The organism is Herbaspirillum sp. WGmk3 (assembly GCF_023952535.1).
Taxonomy (GTDB): Bacteria; Pseudomonadota; Gammaproteobacteria; order Burkholderiales; family Burkholderiaceae_D; genus Herbaspirillum; species Herbaspirillum huttiense.
The window spans coordinates 1,246,622-1,261,165 of sequence record NZ_JAKYWT010000002.1 but is presented as its reverse complement, the minus strand read 5'-3'; the positions used below and the strand labels follow the sequence as shown (position 1 = coordinate 1,261,165).

Below are 14,544 nucleotides of genomic sequence, written 5' to 3'. Positions count from 1 at the left end.
ACCATCAAGCTTTGGTGCGAATCCGCTCGCGCAGTTGACTGGCGAGGTCGTCGATGGCGATGTCGATGGAAAGGCCCGCCTGCAGGCCTTCCTCGATCAGTGCCAGAAGGCTGTACTCTTCTTGAGTCTGCGGGCCGAGGGCAGACGGGCCGGCTTCACGGGCCTGGGGATACTTGTCGGCGAGGGGGCGGGGAGTGGAAGTCATCTGGCGATTATAGGCTTGGGTATTGCCGAATTTTCGCCCAGGATTGCCGTGACGGTGATCTTTCCGTTTTTACCGAATTTCTTCTGCCCATCCCCTCGCATCAATTCAATGCCGCGCGTCGCTCGCCTCGCTCGCGCCACCCACATCGGCCACGAACAGCTGCGCGCAGTCCACCGCGTCGAACTCGTAATGCTGGCCGCAGAAATCGCAGTCGATGGCCAGTTTTTCCATCTGTGACAAGGCTTCGGCCACTTCTTCCTGGCCCAGCATCTTGAGCATGTTGCCAACCTTCTCGCGCGAGCAGGAGCAGTGGAATTGCGGATGCACCGGATCGAAGACGCGGATGGTCTGTTCCCAGAACAGCCGATGCATCAGCGTGGCGATATCGGTGGAAAGCAGTTCTTCGCGCTTGAGGGTGTCGCCCAGCATGACCATGTGGTTCCAGTCTTCCAGCTCGCCTTCTGGCTTGACGGTTGGGGCCGCATTGCCGCCGATGGACGGCAGCTTCTGCAGCAGCAGGCCGCGCGAGACCTTTTCATCGGCTGCCAGCCACAGCTTGGTATCGAGCTGTTCGGAGCGCAGCATGTAATTCTCGATGACGGTGGCTACGCTCTCGCCATCCAGCGGGACCACGCCCTGGTAGGCTTGCTGGCCGGGCAGCTTGTCCTTGGGGTCGAGGGTGATGACGAAGCGGCCGTTGCCATTGGCATTGACCAGATCGGTCAGCGTTGCATCGTCAGCGATCTCGGCATCATCGGCCAGCTTGGCGGTAGCGCGCAGTTGCAGCTCGGAGTCGCACTCGACCACCAGCAGCTTGACCGGGCCATCGCCATGGATCTGCATGACGATCATGCCGTTGAACTTCAGGTTGGCCGACAGCAGGGCGGACGCCGCCAGCATCTCGCCCAGCAGCGTGCGCACCGCGACCGGGTAGTCACGGCGGGCTTGCACCTGGCGCCAGGTGTCCGAAATCTCGACCAGCTCGCCGCGAACGGGCGCGTTGTCGACCAGGAATTTTTGCAGCGTGTCTTTCATCGTTTCCTTTGCTTGACCGCTCAGGCAATGCGCTTGAGCTGGGTCTTGAACTGTTGCGCGCGCTGCACGTAGCTGTCGGTGCCAGCCCGCATGCGCGCGATATCTTCTTCACTCAACTGGCGAACCGCCTTGGCGGGCGCACCGATGATCAGGGAGTTGTCGGGAAACTCCTTGCCTTCGGTCACCAGGGCACCCGCGCCGACCAGGCAGTTCTTGCCGATCCTGGCACCATTGAGCACCACCGCCTGGATACCGATCAGCGCGCCCTCGCCGATGGTGCAGCCGTGCAGCATGGCCTGGTGTCCCACGGTGACGTTCTTGCCGATCACCATCGGATAGCCATGATCGGTATGCAATACCGCACCTTCCTGCACATTGCTGTTCTCACCAATGGTGATGAGTTCATTGTCGCCACGAATGGCGACGTTGAACCAGACACTGGAATGGGCTTCCATCCTGACCTTGCCCACCACCATGGACGACTCGGCCACGAAGGCGGTCTCGTGGATCTCGGGAATGTCCTGCGCCAATTGGTAGATCGCCATAATAAAATTGTCTCCTAGTTACCTGCTGGTCGGTGGATGGTGCCGGGCTTGTTTGCCTTGTCCTTGCCTTGTCCCTGTATTGCAAGATTGGACATTTATCTTCATATGGTGGCAAAGCCAGCGTCCTCAACCGCGTATTTTACCTTCCCTGAAAGTCAGTTCCTTGGATCACGTCTCGTCCCCAGATGAAGTCTTTTCATTCACCCACGTGCGTAGCGCCGCGTTGTCTTGCCTGAAGGAAATGCATCCCGCCGTCAAGTGCAGTTCCGTGCGGGCCTTGCGTGCCGCCTGGCAGGCCGGTCAGTTAGCGCTGGAAACCGATGACCTGGCCGCCGCCGAATGCGGCAGCGGCATTCCTGGCCGCCCGGCGCGGCCCGAGCTGGTTTCTCCGCTGCAGGTGAAGCACCGTTCCATGGGCACGCCCGAGGGCAGGGCGGCGCTGATCCATGCGCTTGCGCATATCGAGTTCAATGCCATCAACCTGGCGCTGGATGCGGTCTGGCGCTTCGCCGGCATGCCCCGCGAGTTCTATGATGACTGGCTGCAGGTGGCCGATGAGGAAGCCTATCACTTCAGCTTGCTGGCCGATCATCTGAAGACCTTGGGTCATGCCTACGGGGACTTCACCGCCCACAATGCCCTGTGGGACATGGCCGAGTCCACCAAGGATGACGTCCTGGCCCGCATCGCCCTGGTCCCGCGCACGCTGGAAGCGCGCGGGCTGGATGCCGCCCCGCCGGTACGCGCCAAGCTGGCGCAGGCGGGCGACCTGGCGGCCGCCGGGATCCTGGACATCATCATGCGTGACGAAGTCGGCCATGTGCTGATCGGCAATCGCTGGTTCAACTGGCTGTGCGAGCAGCGCCAGCTGGACCCGGTGACGACTTTCGCCGAATTGTGCCAGCGCCATCGCGCACCGCCTTTGCGCGGCCCCTTTAACCTGGAAGCGCGGCGCGCGGCGGGTTTTTCAGAAGAGGAAATGCTGATGTTCAGCGATGTTTCGCGATGATCGACGTATTTGCAAGAAATGTAAGCAAATTTGGCAGCGGCAGGCCGACACATGCTGCTGTGCTATCTTCACCTCGAATCCCGACAGATCGGGATCGTCAAATATGAACGGAAAGGATGAGAACATGAACAAGATGTCCAAACTGCTGGCCGGTGTTGCTGTGAGCGTGGCCGCCATTACCCTGCTGGCAGCCTGCCAGAAGAAGGAAGAACCGGGTCCGGCCGAAGCGCTGGGCAAGAAGATCGACGGTGCCGTGCAGGATGCCGGCAAGAAGCTCGATGAAGTGACCGGCCAGACCAAGGATCAGGCCGCTGAATCGGGCTCCAAGCTCGATGGCGCGCTGGACAAGGCCAAGGCCGACGCCAAGGAAGCCTACGAAAAGACCAAGGAAGGTGCCAAGGATCTGGCGCAGAAGACCGGTGAAAAGGTGGAAGAGGCCGGGCAGAAGATCCAGGACGCTTCCAAGAAGTAAGTCCGTTGAGGGGGCAGCCGCTGGGCGCGTCCTCGTTGTCACCGAGATGCCGTCCCGCGCTTCGTGCCGGGACGGCATTTTGCTTTGCGGTGTCCGCGAGCGCCTGCGTCAGTCGCGGGCGTTGTGGATCAGTTCGATCACCATCTTGTGAATGGACGGTTCCAGTGCCAGCGCCACGTGGCCAATGCCGATGACCGGGATGTTCCAGGCACCCTCCAGATGCGCTGAGGTCTGCGGCGACACGATGTTGTCGTGGTGGGAATAGATCGACACGATGTGGCCCAGTGCATCGGCTTCTTCGGTGGCCGCGAGCTTCTGCAGCCATTCGCTGCTGCGTCCTTCTTCATAACGGCCCAGCCAGTTCATTTCACCGCAGTTGATGCCAATGCCGAAGTTGGCAATGGCCGTGCCATGGTGCGGCGAGCCCAGGGTGATCACGCGGGCCACGCTGTCGCAGCCGTGGTCGCGCAGGTAGGCGCGCGCGGCCAGGCCACCCATGCTGTGGGCGACGATGACGATCTTCTTTTGTCCGGTCTCGGCCAGCACGCGCTGGACGGCGGCATGCACCAGCGGGGCGTATTCATCGATGCTGCCGAACACCGGTTCCATGTCCAGCGCATAGTGGGTGATGTGAGCTTCGCGCAGCTCCAGGCTCAGCCAGCGCCAGTAGCCGCTGTTGCAGCCGTAGCCGTGGATGAGCAGCACCGGCAGCGAGGTGGTGTCGGGATAGCTGAACTGGTCGAAGCGCAGGAAGGGCATGCCCCACGAGGAACACAGCATGGTGGCGCGGAATTCGCGCAGGAACAGGGTGGCGATCTGCAGCCAGGTGATGGTCACCGGGTTGGAGGTGCGGCCGCGATAGGGCCAGGTCAGGAAGAAGCTGTTGGCAGTGATCTGGGCGCGTAGCAGCAAGACGATCAGCACGCCGCCGGCAGCTGCGGCCAGGATGGGCCAGTCGAAATGCCGCAGCAGGAAGTAGAACAGGATCGCAATGCCGAACTGGATGAGGAGCAGGGTTCTGGAGATGCGTGAAATCATGCGGGCGTCGGTCGGAGGCGATCAGGTCCAGGAGCATGCGGCTGCATGCGTTCGCCCGAGAGCATAACAGAGCGCGGCGAGGTGCTCATGTCCGCTTCATGACTTGGCCTCGGCCGTGCTGCCGGTGGCCTTCGGCTGAGCCGTGATGTCGACCAGGCGGGTGCCGGCCAGGCGGTCGTGCAGGAATTGTCCTTGCGCATCCAGGCGCGACGTCATGGCCCATAACAGCAGGTTGGCGGCGGGGATCAGCACCAGCAACCAGGCCTGGCCCCTTGCCAGCGAGGCCAGGGCCAGTCCTGGCAGGATCCACAGCCAGGCCAGCACGAAGCGCAACAGCGCGCGTCCCAGCCGCAAGGGCTGGCCGTCGCGGTCGACCACGCGGAAACGCCAGGTCTTCATCGCCAGGGTCTGGCCACCATGGGTCCAGAACCAGACGAAATAGATCGCCAGAACCAGGAACAGCCAGCCTTCCAGCGCATGGCGCAGATACAGGGCATGACGCTGCTGCAGCAGCGTGGAAAACAGCCAGCCCGACATGAACAGTACGCCAAACAGCAGCATGGATTCGTACAGCATGCTGCTCATGCGGCGGCGCAGGGAGGGCGTGGTGAATTCCGGCATGGTTCCTGTTTGTTCCGTTCTGGCTAGGGTGGAGTGAAGAAGCAGCGCACACCGTGCACGCTGTGGCCGGCAGATGGTAATGCAATCAGGCGCGCTTGCCTATGTGAAGGCTTGAGGCAGAGCAAGGGGCAAGCCTGCGTGGCAGGGGAGGTATGCCTTTGCGGCTTCACGCACGGTCTTGACGAGGGTGGAAACGCGAACCGCCCCAAGGGGGCGGTTTCAATCAATCTGGCGGAGGAGGCGGAGCGGAAGAGGTAGGCTTACTTGCCGTCGCTGGCGGTGCTTGCCACAGGAGTCACCGCAGCGCTGACGGCCACGGTCGTGGGCAGCGCCGCAGTCGGTGCAATCGCAGGCACTGGCGTGGCTTGCGAACCAGGCACCTGAGACGGCGCGGGAGCTACCGCCGGAGCCGGGACCTGAGCAGGTGTCACGGGCAGAGAGCGATCCAGCGCCTCGGTGGGCAGTTGGATGGTCGGTGCGGCGGCCGACGGCGAGGTCGGCAGCTTGGCCACGCGCTTGGGCAACTTGGACTCGGCCAGTTTCTTTTTCTGCTCTTCAGAAAGTTGCTGGTACTTGGTCCATTGCTCGTGCTTTTCTTCCGCATCCAGCTTCTTGGCGCGGGCGTAATTGGTGCGGGCGGCACTGCGTTCGGCCGGGGTCAGCTTGACCCAGTCGCGCATGCGTTCATGCAGGCGCTGCTGTTCTTCCGGCTTCATCTTGGCGTAGCGCTTGCCGATTTCCAGCCATTTTTCTTTCTGCAGTTCGCTCATGCGCGGCCATTCGCCGGTCAGCGGTTCCAGCGCCTGATGCTGGGCGGGCGAGAGATTGGCCCAGGCCAGCTTGTTCTCGGGCTTGCGTGCTATGGACCTGCCGGCGGATTTGCTGGCATGGGTGGCGGCCGGTGCGGCAGGTGCTGCAGCTGTTCCGGGTGTGCCGGCCACTGGTGCCGTTGCGGCAGGGCTGGCGGCTGGTGCAGGTGTGGCGGGCGTGGCCGACGGTGCCGCTGCAGTGGAGGGCGCGTTCTGCGCCACGGTCCAGGCGCAGCTCAATCCACCGGCCAGCACCGCCAGCGCCAGCGCTATGCGCGAGAGGCGGACGGAAGCCTTCAAAGGAGTGCCGGTGGTCTTGTGCATCGTCTTATTGTCCCTTTTCAGCCAGGAAAGCGTTGAAACCATGATCCAGATACGCCGACAGTGGCAGCTCGTCGGACAGCACGGCCGCGTCGATGTCGGCCAGGTAGCTCACGCGCTTGGCGTTTTCATGCTGATAGATGCCGGCGAACAGGATGATGCCCACCAGCAGCGGTGCCGCCACGCCCAGGCGGCTCCACCACGACGGTTTCTCGGGCGACATCATGGCGCCACCGAAGGCGCCGGCCAGCGCCTGCTGTTCCACGCGCTTGTGGATCGGGGCCTGTTTCTTGCGCGCCAAGGCCACGCGACGCGCGGCCGACAGGCTTTGCAAGGTGTCGTCGGACAGGTTGTCAAGATTGGCGTCAAGCGCCAGCTTCACCTTGTAGGCGAATTGCATTTCCTTGTTGTTCATAATGAGATTCCTTTGGCTCTGAGAGCTTGAGCCAGCGCGTGCGTTGCGCGGGAGCAATGGGTTTTGACGCTACCTTCGGAGCAACCCATGGCGGCGGCTGTTTCCGCCACGTCCATGTCCTGCCAGTAACGCATCAGGAATGCTTCCCGTTGACGCGTTGGCAGCTTTTGTATTTCGGCGTCGATCAGGTTCAGCGTCTGCTCGCGCTCGACCTTGTCTGCGCTGGATTCGGCAGCCTGGGAGCCGTCTTCCGATTCCAGGCTTTCCAGCAGGTCGAAATCGTCGCCGCCCTCGCCGTCGCCGCCATTGCCCCCGAAGCTGGAGAACAGGCTCACCCAGGTATTGCGCACCTTTTCGCGGCGGAAGAAATCATGAATGGTGTTCTGCAGGATGCGCTGGAACAGCATCGGCAGTTCATCGACAGGCTTGTCGCCGTATTTCTCGGCCAGCTTGATCATTGCATCCTGAACGATGTCCAACGCGGCTTCATCTTTGCGCACGGCATACACCGCCTGTTTGAAGGCGCGGCGTTCGACACTTTCAAGAAAATCGGAGAGTTCTTTGTCAGTTGCCATGCAATACGGTGTGCCGGATGGGTCACCGGTCAGATCAGTTAAAAACCTGCATCCTGGCCGGCGTAGATGCGAAAAATGCAAGAAATCGTCAAAAAGCAGACCGAATGCTAGCAAAAATGGTCCTCTTTGTCCTGAAGTTTATCCTCGGCGGCCCCAGCGAACGCGAGTATTGGCAACGATTTCACAGGAATTCGCTTGACCAAAATGATGCAACGCATTACTGTCCTGTTTCCCGCCTCCCACATCTGGGGCGTTTTTGTTCCTTGCCGGTGCTTCACATAAGGTCGTGCCGGTTCGAGGAAACGCTTTATAGGTTTAAAGCTTGTTTGTTCTAACCCGTGCCACAAGCGCGAGGAATCTGTAGAAGTCGATTTGTACCAAGGCTGAACGAGTCGCGTTGAGCGGCGTTTCAAACTCCACTACGGTTGGAGCGCAGAAACGGCGTGACCGCACAATAAAGGGATGCTGCCGGCAAGACGACGAATGCGATTCCGTCAGGAGAGAACATCCGATCAATTTCCAATGGACCTTGAAAGGAAGCAGCATGAGTGCTGAGCAACTCACCGGCGCGGACATACTCGTCCGTTGCCTCGCTGAAGAGGGTGTTGAACACGTCTTCGGCTATCCTGGTGGCGCCGTCCTCTATATCTACGACGCAATCTTCAAGCAAGACAAATTCCAGCACATCCTGGTTCGTCACGAACAGGCCGCCGTGCATGCCGCTGATGCGTATTCGCGCAGCTCGCAGAAGGTCGGCGTGGCCATCGTGACCTCCGGCCCCGGCGTGACCAATGCGGTCACCGGCCTGGCCACGGCCTACATGGACTCGATTCCCATGGTGGTGATCTCCGGCCAGGTGCCGTCGACCGCCATCGGCCAGGACGCGTTCCAGGAGTGCGACACCGTCGGTATCACCCGCCCCTGCGTCAAGCACAACTTCCTCGTGAAGGATGTGAAGGACCTGGCGGAGACCGTCAAGAAAGCCTTCTTTATCGCCACCACCGGCCGTCCCGGCCCGGTTCTGGTCGATATCCCGAAGGACATCACCATGCATACCTGCGCCTACGAGTATCCGAAGGCGGTGGAAATGCGTTCCTACAAGCCGGTCGACAAGGGCCACTCTGGCCAGATCCGCAAGGCGCTGCAGCTGCTGCTGTCGGCCGAGCGTCCGATGATCTATACCGGCGGCGGCATCATCCTGGCCAATGCCTCGCCCGAGCTGAACAAGCTGGTCGATCGCCTGGGCTATCCCTGTACCAACACGCTCATGGGCCTGGGCGCGTATCGTTCGTCCAGCGACAAGTTCGTCGGCATGCCCGGCATGCACGGTACCTACGAAGCCAACATGGCCATGCAGCACTGCGACGTGTTGATCGCCATCGGCGCGCGCTTCGATGACCGCGTGATCGGCAACCCGAAGCACTTCGCCTCGAATGCCCGCAAGATCATTCATATCGATATCGACCCCTCGTCGATTTCCAAGCGTGTCAAGGTCGACATCCCTATCGTTGGCAACGTCAAGGACGTGCTGCAGGAACTGCTCTCGCAGCTGGATGCGGCCGAGACCCGTCAGAACGGCGCGGCGCTGGATGCCTGGTGGAAGCAGATCAACGAATGGCGCAAGCGTGACTGCCTGAAGTTCGCTACCTCCGACGAATTCATCAAGCCGCAATCCGTGGTGCAGAAGGTGTGGGAAGTGACCAAGGGCGATGCCTTCATCACCTCCGACGTCGGCCAGCACCAGATGTGGGCCGCGCAGTACTACGGTTTCGACAAGCCGCGCCGCTGGATCAATTCCGGTGGCCTGGGTACCATGGGCGTGGGCCTGCCGTACGCCATGGGCGTGCAGATGGCCAACCCCGATGCGACGGTCGCCTGCATTACCGGCGAAGCCTCGATCCAGATGTGCATCCAGGAGTTGGCGACCTGCAAGCAGTATCACCTGACGCCCAAGATCATTCTCCTGAACAACCGCTTCCTGGGCATGGTGCGCCAGTGGCAGCAGATCGACTATGGTTCGCGCTATTCCGAGTCCTACATGGATTCGCTGCCGGACTTCAACAAGCTGGCGGAGTCCTATGGCCACGTCGGCATGAAAATCGAGAAACCGGGCGATGTCGACGGCGCGCTGCGCGAAGCCTTCGCCATGAAGGACAGGCTGGTCTTCATGAACTTCATCACGGATCAAACCGAGAACGTCTGGCCGATGGTCAAGGCGGGCAAGGGTTTGACTGAAATGTTGCTGGGTTCGGAGGATCTCTAACATGCGCCATATCATTTCTGTGCTGCTGGAAAACGAAGCCGGCGCATTGTCCCGTGTCGTGGGCCTGTTCTCCGCACGCGGCTACAACATCGAAACGCTCACCGTTGCACCCACCGAAGATTCGACCCTGTCGCGCATGACCATCGTGACCTCGGGTTCGGATGATGTGATCGAACAGATCACCAAACACCTGAACCGCCTGATCGAGGTGGTGAAGGTCGTCGATCTGACCGAAGGCGCGCACATCGAGCGCGAACTGATGCTGATCAAGGTGCGCGCAGTGGGCAAGGAACGGGAAGAGATGAAGCGCACTGCGGATATCTTCCGCGGCCGCATCATCGACGTCACCGAGAAGACCTACACGATCGAGCTGACCGGCGCCAAGAGCAAGCTGGACGCCTTCATCGACGCCCTGGATCGCACCGCGATCCTGGAAACGGTCCGTACCGGCGGCTCCGGCATCGGCCGCGGCGAACGGATCCTGAAGATCTGATCGACCGCGCCAGCAGTACGCATCACACACACATACATACATTCAAATTCGAGTTACTCGGAACATAGGAAAAAATCATGAAAGTTTTCTACGACAAAGACGCAGACCTGTCCCTGATCAAGAACAAGAACGTGACCATCATCGGTTACGGTTCGCAAGGCCACGCCCACGCCCTGAACCTGAAGGATTCCGGCGTCAAGGTGACCGTCGGCCTGCGCAAGGGTGGCGCTTCGTGGAACAAGGCTGAGCAGGCTGGCCTGAAGGTCGCCGAAGTCAACGACGCGGTCAAGGATGCCGACGTCATCATGATCCTGCTGCCGGACGAAAACATCGGCCAGGTCTATGCAGAAAACGTCGCTCCCTTCGCCAAGCAAGGCGCGACCGTGGCCTTCGCGCACGGCTTCAACATCCACTATGGCCAAGTCGTGCCGCGCGCTGACCTGGACATCATCATGATCGCCCCCAAGGCCCCCGGCCACACCGTGCGTTCGACCTACAGCCAGGGTGGCGGCGTGCCGCACCTGATCGCCGTGCACCAGGACAAGTCCGGCTCGGCCCGTGATCTGGCCCTGTCGTACGCCACCGCCAACGGCGGCGGCCGTGCCGGCATCATCGAAACCAACTTCCGCGAAGAAACCGAAACCGACCTGTTCGGCGAACAAGCCGTGCTGTGCGGCGGTACCGTGGAACTGATCAAGGCCGGTTTCGAAACCCTGGTGGAAGCTGGCTACGCGCCGGAAATGGCCTACTTCGAGTGCCTGCACGAACTCAAGCTGATCGTCGACCTGATCTATGAAGGCGGCATCGCCAACATGAACTACTCGATCTCCAACAACGCCGAATACGGCGAGTACGTGACCGGCCCGCGCGTGATCAACGCCGAGAGCAAGGCTGCCATGAAGAAGGTCCTGGAAGACATCCAGACCGGCGAATACGCCAAGAGCTTCATCCTGGAGAACAAGGCCGGTGCTCCGACCCTGATGTCGCGTCGTCGTATCAACGCCGAACACCAGATCGAAATCGTGGGCGAGAAGCTGCGCGCCATGATGCCCTGGATCAAGGCCAACAAGCTGGTCGACCAGACCAAGAACTGATCTGCCGCTACAAGCTGCAATCGAGAAAAACGCCACGGTTCGCCGTGGCGTTTTTTTTGGTCCGTGGGCCAGGGAAGGGTGATGGAATTGTCATTGTGTTACGCCTTGTTGCACTTGGCCAAGAACCATTCCGTGACGGCGGTCGTCGAAATGCAGGGTTGATGCTTTCGATATGAAGCTATCATCACCCCGTCACCGACCAAGAATAAAGAGGATCCCTTATGACACCTTCCCGCAAACTGATGCTGGGTGCCGTCCTGGCCACCGCCTGTATCGCTGCACAATCTCAGGCGCAGACCGCCATGAGCGCGACGGCCCCGGTCCCGACCACCGGCACCATGGTCGTGGTGCCGGCCAATGGCGAGATCAGCGTGCCGAATGACCAGGCACGCGTCACCCTGCAAGTCGAAGAACAGGACAAGGACAAGGCCGCTGCCGCCTCCCGCGTGAACCAGAAGATGAAGCAGGGCATTGACCTGCTCAAGCGCCAGGACCCGCAAGCGGCGTTGAAGAGCTACGGCTATTACACCTATGCGGTCTATGCCGAACCGCCGCAAGTCACGTCGCAACAGCCCCGCCAGCCAGCCAAGGCACGGCAAGTCGTGGGATGGCGCGTCGGCCAGTATCTGGAGATGACCACCGAGAACCTGGCCGCGCTGCCCAAAACCGTCTCTTCGGCCCAGGCCCTGATGAGCCTGAACGGCCTGCAATTCGGCCTGAGCCCGGCGGCCGCCAAGAAGCTGGATGCCACGCTGGTCAACGCCACCTACCGCAACCTGGAAGAGCGCATCGGCTTCATCGCCAATGCCATGCATCGCGCCCCGTCGGATGCCGTGATTGAAACCGTGGACTTCGAAGGCTCGGGCAACTATGCCGCGCCGCCTCCCGCCCCGATGATGGCCAAGGCCATGCGTGCCGACATGGTCCAGGAAAGCACGACGGTGGCCGAGCCCAGCTTCGAGCCTGGTGAATCCACCGTGAGCATGCGCCTGGTGGGCAAGGTGCGCTTCAAGTAAGCGAACATACCGGACTGTTCGCGCCGGACAGTTCATATCAAGAATCGTCAACCCGCTCGGGTCGGCAGGGAAGGGAGGCTATAATCGGCCTCCCTTTCCGTTTCAAGAAGATCATCTCATCATGCGGACCATCACCAAGCTGCTGCTGCCACTCTTCACCGCACTGGTGGCCAGCACGGCGCATGCCGACATCTGTGCCGACCTGCGTGCCATCCACCAGCAGTCGCAATCGCACTTCGACGGCTGGAAGAAAGACGGCCCCGATGCCGTCATGAAGGGCGACAAGCGCGGCCCTGTCTATCTCTCCAACTTCATGCTCGATGGTGCCGAGAGCTGCGCCATTGCCGACAATTCCTCGGTCTATACCTGCATCTGGCGCTATTCGACGCCAGCGGACATGGGACGTGCCTACCAGCGCCTGGTCAACGATGTGAAAGCTTGTGCACCGCTGGCCAAGGAGCCGCCAGGCATCATCGCCGACGAGCCGCAGGAACGCCGCCAGGGCGACCTGCGCCAGATCACCGAAGTCACCGGCCTGGACTATGCCGATGCCGAAGTGACGATCCTGATCGGACAGATGCAACTGACCGGTCCGCGCGGGCTGGCGCGCAATGAACTCAAGCTGAGTTTCTCCCGCCCGCAGCCGCGCTGAGCCGGTGCCGGGCAATGCCCGGGCCCGGTTCTCGAAAAATTGTCCTGGATGCCCCGAGATGCACCGCCACCGGCCGGATGGCGGCGCATTTCATTGCATTTAACGGGCGCTGGACTAGAATAGGCACGCTTTTACTTTTGAACTTTCCGCGAGTACCGCGCGATCATTGGAGCAACATTGAACAATAACCACTATCCCCATCCCATCATCGCCCGTGAAGGCTGGCCCTTCCTGACCATCGCCGTGGTCGTGGCAGCGCTGGCAACCTATTTCTGCGGCGCCTGGTCCTTCCCGCTGTGGATCATCGCGCTGTTCGTCCTGCAGTTCTTCCGCGATCCGCCGCGCGTGATCCCGCAAGCCGCCAATGCCGTGCTGTCCCCGGCCGATGGCCGTATCGTCGTCGTGGCCCGCGCCCATGATCCCTACACCGACCGCGAAGCCCTGAAGATCAGCGTTTTCATGAACGTCTTCAACGTCCACTCCAACCGTGCCCCGGTGGATGGCAAGATCGAGAAGGTGCAGTACTTCCCCGGCAAGTTCGTCAATGCCGACCTCGACAAGGCCTCGCTGGAAAACGAGCGCAATGCCCTGGCCATCACCACTACCAGTGGTCACAGCGTGACCTGCGTGCAGGTGGCCGGCCTGATCGCGCGCCGCATCCTGTGCTATGTGAAGGCCGGTGATACCCTGGCCCGTGGCCAGCGCTATGGTTTCATCCGCTTCGGTTCGCGTGTGGACGTCTACCTGCCGCTGACGGCCACTCCCAAGGTCACCGTCGGTGAAAAGGTCTCGGCCACCGAAACCATTCTGGCCGAACTCTGATCACACCCTGAAGGCCTCACCGTGCCGCGCGCCAGCCTGTGCTTGCAGCGGCGTCACGGATGAGGCCCCGGCGCAGACTGCGTGCTGCGATTTCCGTCCTCCTCACTGATAGACATCGATGCCCACATTACGACGACGCAAGGCCAAAGCCGGCATTCCCTTCCCGAAATCGCTGCGCCGCCCCAAGGCTGCGCAACTGGACGAGGCCGGGCAGGTAGTGGCACGGCGGCGCTCGCGCGGCATCTACCTGTTGCCCAATGCCTTCACCACGGCCGCGCTCTTCTGCGGTTTCTACGCCATCGTGATGGCCATGAACCTGAAGTTCGACTACGCCTCCATCGCCATCTTCGTGGCCATGGTGCTCGACAGCCTGGATGGCCGCGTGGCCCGCATGACCAATACGCAAAGCGAATTCGGCGCCCAGTACGACAGCCTCTCCGACATGGTTTCCTTCGGTGCCGCGCCGGCGCTGGTGGTCTATGAATGGTCGCTGCGCGGCATGGGCAAGCTGGGCTGGCTGGCAGCCTTCGTGTATTGCGCGGGCGGTGCATTGCGCCTGGCCCGCTTCAATACCAACATCGCCGTGGTCGACAAGCGCTACTTCCAGGGCCTGCCCAGCCCGGCGGCAGCGGCCTTGGTGGCCGGCTTCGTCTGGCTGATGGATGACCTGCGTTTTGCCGGTACTGACCTGAGCTGGTATGGCTGGGTCATCACCCTCTACGCCGGCATCACCATGGTCACCAATGTGCCGTTCTACAGCTTCAAGGATGTCAACTTCCGCAAGCCGGTGCCCTTCATTGCGGCACTGCTGGTGGTGGTGGCGCTGGTGCTCATTTCCAGCGATCCGTCCAAGGTGCTGTTCGGGCTGTTCGTGCTGTATGGCCTGTCCGGCTATGGCGTCTACATCTGGCGCCGCATCAAGGGCAAGCCGGTCAGTATCGTGCAGACCAAGGATGAGCATGGCGATCTGCCGCACTGATGCCCGTTAAGCCTGACGGAGCATCTTCCCGCAGGGCAAGAAACACCCGGCCCCGGCCGGGTGTTTTGCATTGCGCCGGGCATCGGCCGGTCAGCGCCGTCACGTCTGCCTTGCCGAGCGGGGCAGAGTTTCCTAGAATCCCATGGTAAGCGCGTTGCTGCATATCGCGCGTTGATGGTA

17 protein-coding genes are annotated in these 14,544 nt (G+C 61.3%); 9 read left to right on the top strand and 8 right to left on the bottom strand.

What is annotated here, in order from left to right:
* Positions 1-4: 4 nt before the first annotated feature.
* The 3 genes from MKD49_RS11605 to MKD49_RS11595 all read right to left on the bottom strand — a co-directional run bounded on the left by MKD49_RS11605 (position 5) and on the right by MKD49_RS11595 (position 1,785).
* Positions 5-205 carry a hypothetical protein gene (locus MKD49_RS11605; protein WP_252696332.1) on the bottom strand — a complete coding sequence of 67 codons (201 nt, stop codon included), beginning with the start codon at positions 203-205 and terminating at the stop codon, positions 5-7.
* Positions 206-310: 105 nt separating this feature from the next.
* Positions 311-1,240 (bottom strand): Hsp33 family molecular chaperone HslO, encoded by a 930-nt coding sequence (hslO, locus tag MKD49_RS11600; RefSeq protein ID WP_121039106.1) that lies wholly within the window; start codon positions 1,238-1,240, stop codon positions 311-313.
* Positions 1,241-1,260: 20 nt separating this feature from the next.
* Positions 1,261-1,785 carry a gamma carbonic anhydrase family protein gene (locus MKD49_RS11595; protein WP_252696331.1) on the bottom strand — a complete coding sequence of 175 codons (525 nt, stop codon included), beginning with the start codon at positions 1,783-1,785 and terminating at the stop codon, positions 1,261-1,263.
* 163 nt (positions 1,786-1,948) lie between these two features.
* Between MKD49_RS11595 and MKD49_RS11590 the strand changes: the two genes are divergently transcribed.
* Together MKD49_RS11590 and MKD49_RS11585 are read left to right on the top strand one after the other, a co-directional pair.
* Positions 1,949-2,794 (top strand): ferritin-like domain-containing protein, encoded by an 846-nt coding sequence (locus tag MKD49_RS11590; RefSeq protein WP_252696330.1) that lies wholly within the window; start codon positions 1,949-1,951, stop codon positions 2,792-2,794.
* Between the two features lie 124 nt (positions 2,795-2,918).
* Positions 2,919-3,266 carry a hypothetical protein gene (locus MKD49_RS11585; RefSeq protein ID WP_034334487.1) on the top strand — a complete coding sequence of 116 codons (348 nt, stop codon included), beginning with the start codon at positions 2,919-2,921 and terminating at the stop codon, positions 3,264-3,266.
* Positions 3,267-3,374: 108 nt separating this feature from the next.
* Here the strand turns inward: MKD49_RS11585 and MKD49_RS11580 are convergent, their stop codons facing one another.
* The 5 genes from MKD49_RS11580 to MKD49_RS11560 all read right to left on the bottom strand — a co-directional run bounded on the left by MKD49_RS11580 (position 3,375) and on the right by MKD49_RS11560 (position 7,045).
* A complete protein-coding gene (locus tag MKD49_RS11580; RefSeq protein WP_034334485.1) occupies positions 3,375-4,304 on the bottom strand; it encodes a triacylglycerol lipase in 930 nt (309 codons plus the stop codon).
* Positions 4,305-4,400: 96 nt separating this feature from the next.
* A complete protein-coding gene (locus tag MKD49_RS11575; protein WP_252696329.1) occupies positions 4,401-4,925 on the bottom strand; it encodes an RDD family protein in 525 nt (174 codons plus the stop codon).
* Between the two features lie 260 nt (positions 4,926-5,185).
* Complete coding sequence (locus MKD49_RS11570) at positions 5,186-6,058, bottom strand: DUF3106 domain-containing protein (RefSeq protein ID WP_121039115.1); 873 nt, start codon at positions 6,056-6,058, stop codon at positions 5,186-5,188.
* 4 nt (positions 6,059-6,062) lie between these two features.
* The gene (locus MKD49_RS11565; protein WP_121039118.1) at positions 6,063-6,470 is read right to left on the bottom strand and encodes a DUF3619 family protein; all 408 of its coding nucleotides are present in this window, start codon (positions 6,468-6,470) and stop codon (positions 6,063-6,065) included.
* Positions 6,467-7,045 (bottom strand): RNA polymerase sigma factor, encoded by a 579-nt coding sequence (locus MKD49_RS11560; RefSeq protein WP_039786760.1) that lies wholly within the window; start codon positions 7,043-7,045, stop codon positions 6,467-6,469. The genes MKD49_RS11565 and MKD49_RS11560 overlap by 4 nt, the downstream gene beginning before the upstream one ends.
* Positions 7,046-7,589: 544 nt before the next feature.
* Here MKD49_RS11560 and MKD49_RS11555 point away from each other — a divergent pair.
* The 7 genes from MKD49_RS11555 to pssA all read left to right on the top strand — a co-directional run bounded on the left by MKD49_RS11555 (position 7,590) and on the right by pssA (position 14,364).
* A complete protein-coding gene (locus tag MKD49_RS11555; protein WP_121039121.1) occupies positions 7,590-9,308 on the top strand; it encodes an acetolactate synthase 3 catalytic subunit in 1,719 nt (572 codons plus the stop codon).
* Between the two features lies 1 nt (position 9,309).
* Complete coding sequence (ilvN, locus tag MKD49_RS11550) at positions 9,310-9,801, top strand: acetolactate synthase small subunit (protein ID WP_008327594.1); 492 nt, start codon at positions 9,310-9,312, stop codon at positions 9,799-9,801.
* Positions 9,802-9,878: 77 nt separating this feature from the next.
* The gene (ilvC, locus tag MKD49_RS11545; protein WP_034334512.1) at positions 9,879-10,895 is read left to right on the top strand and encodes a ketol-acid reductoisomerase; all 1,017 of its coding nucleotides are present in this window, start codon (positions 9,879-9,881) and stop codon (positions 10,893-10,895) included.
* Positions 10,896-11,116: 221 nt separating this feature from the next.
* Positions 11,117-11,911 (top strand): SIMPL domain-containing protein, encoded by a 795-nt coding sequence (locus tag MKD49_RS11540; RefSeq protein WP_252696328.1) that lies wholly within the window; start codon positions 11,117-11,119, stop codon positions 11,909-11,911.
* Positions 11,912-12,032: 121 nt separating this feature from the next.
* Positions 12,033-12,563 carry a vesicle formation protein gene (locus tag MKD49_RS11535; protein ID WP_121039130.1) on the top strand — a complete coding sequence of 177 codons (531 nt, stop codon included), beginning with the start codon at positions 12,033-12,035 and terminating at the stop codon, positions 12,561-12,563.
* Positions 12,564-12,740: 177 nt separating this feature from the next.
* The gene (locus MKD49_RS11530) at positions 12,741-13,385 is read left to right on the top strand and encodes a phosphatidylserine decarboxylase (protein WP_013233751.1); all 645 of its coding nucleotides are present in this window, start codon (positions 12,741-12,743) and stop codon (positions 13,383-13,385) included.
* A 118-nt stretch (positions 13,386-13,503) separates the two neighbouring features.
* Complete coding sequence (gene pssA, locus MKD49_RS11525; protein ID WP_121039133.1) at positions 13,504-14,364, top strand: CDP-diacylglycerol--serine O-phosphatidyltransferase; 861 nt, start codon at positions 13,504-13,506, stop codon at positions 14,362-14,364.
* The last annotated feature ends 180 nt before the right edge of the window (positions 14,365-14,544 follow it).

What these genes read in the sequence shown, in the direction of transcription:
- MKD49_RS11605 (WP_252696332.1), bottom strand. Translation starts at nt 205, where the DNA reads ATGACTTCCACTCCCCGCCCCCTCGCCGACAAGTATCCCCAGGCCCGT.
- hslO (WP_121039106.1), bottom strand. Translation starts at nt 1,240, where the DNA reads ATGAAAGACACGCTGCAAAAATTCCTGGTCGACAACGCGCCCGTTCGC.
- MKD49_RS11595 (WP_252696331.1), bottom strand. Translation starts at nt 1,785, where the DNA reads ATGGCGATCTACCAATTGGCGCAGGACATTCCCGAGATCCACGAGACC.
- MKD49_RS11585 (WP_034334487.1), top strand. Translation starts at nt 2,919, where the DNA reads ATGAACAAGATGTCCAAACTGCTGGCCGGTGTTGCTGTGAGCGTGGCC.
- MKD49_RS11580 (WP_034334485.1), bottom strand. Translation starts at nt 4,304, where the DNA reads ATGATTTCACGCATCTCCAGAACCCTGCTCCTCATCCAGTTCGGCATT.
- MKD49_RS11575 (WP_252696329.1), bottom strand. Translation starts at nt 4,925, where the DNA reads ATGCCGGAATTCACCACGCCCTCCCTGCGCCGCCGCATGAGCAGCATG.
- MKD49_RS11570 (WP_121039115.1), bottom strand. Translation starts at nt 6,058, where the DNA reads ATGCACAAGACCACCGGCACTCCTTTGAAGGCTTCCGTCCGCCTCTCG.
- MKD49_RS11565 (WP_121039118.1), bottom strand. Translation starts at nt 6,470, where the DNA reads ATGAACAACAAGGAAATGCAATTCGCCTACAAGGTGAAGCTGGCGCTT.
- MKD49_RS11560 (WP_039786760.1), bottom strand. Translation starts at nt 7,045, where the DNA reads ATGGCAACTGACAAAGAACTCTCCGATTTTCTTGAAAGTGTCGAACGC.
- MKD49_RS11555 (WP_121039121.1), top strand. Translation starts at nt 7,590, where the DNA reads ATGAGTGCTGAGCAACTCACCGGCGCGGACATACTCGTCCGTTGCCTC.
- ilvN (WP_008327594.1), top strand. Translation starts at nt 9,310, where the DNA reads ATGCGCCATATCATTTCTGTGCTGCTGGAAAACGAAGCCGGCGCATTG.
- ilvC (WP_034334512.1), top strand. Translation starts at nt 9,879, where the DNA reads ATGAAAGTTTTCTACGACAAAGACGCAGACCTGTCCCTGATCAAGAAC.
- MKD49_RS11540 (WP_252696328.1), top strand. Translation starts at nt 11,117, where the DNA reads ATGACACCTTCCCGCAAACTGATGCTGGGTGCCGTCCTGGCCACCGCC.
- MKD49_RS11535 (WP_121039130.1), top strand. Translation starts at nt 12,033, where the DNA reads ATGCGGACCATCACCAAGCTGCTGCTGCCACTCTTCACCGCACTGGTG.
- pssA (WP_121039133.1), top strand. Translation starts at nt 13,504, where the DNA reads ATGCCCACATTACGACGACGCAAGGCCAAAGCCGGCATTCCCTTCCCG.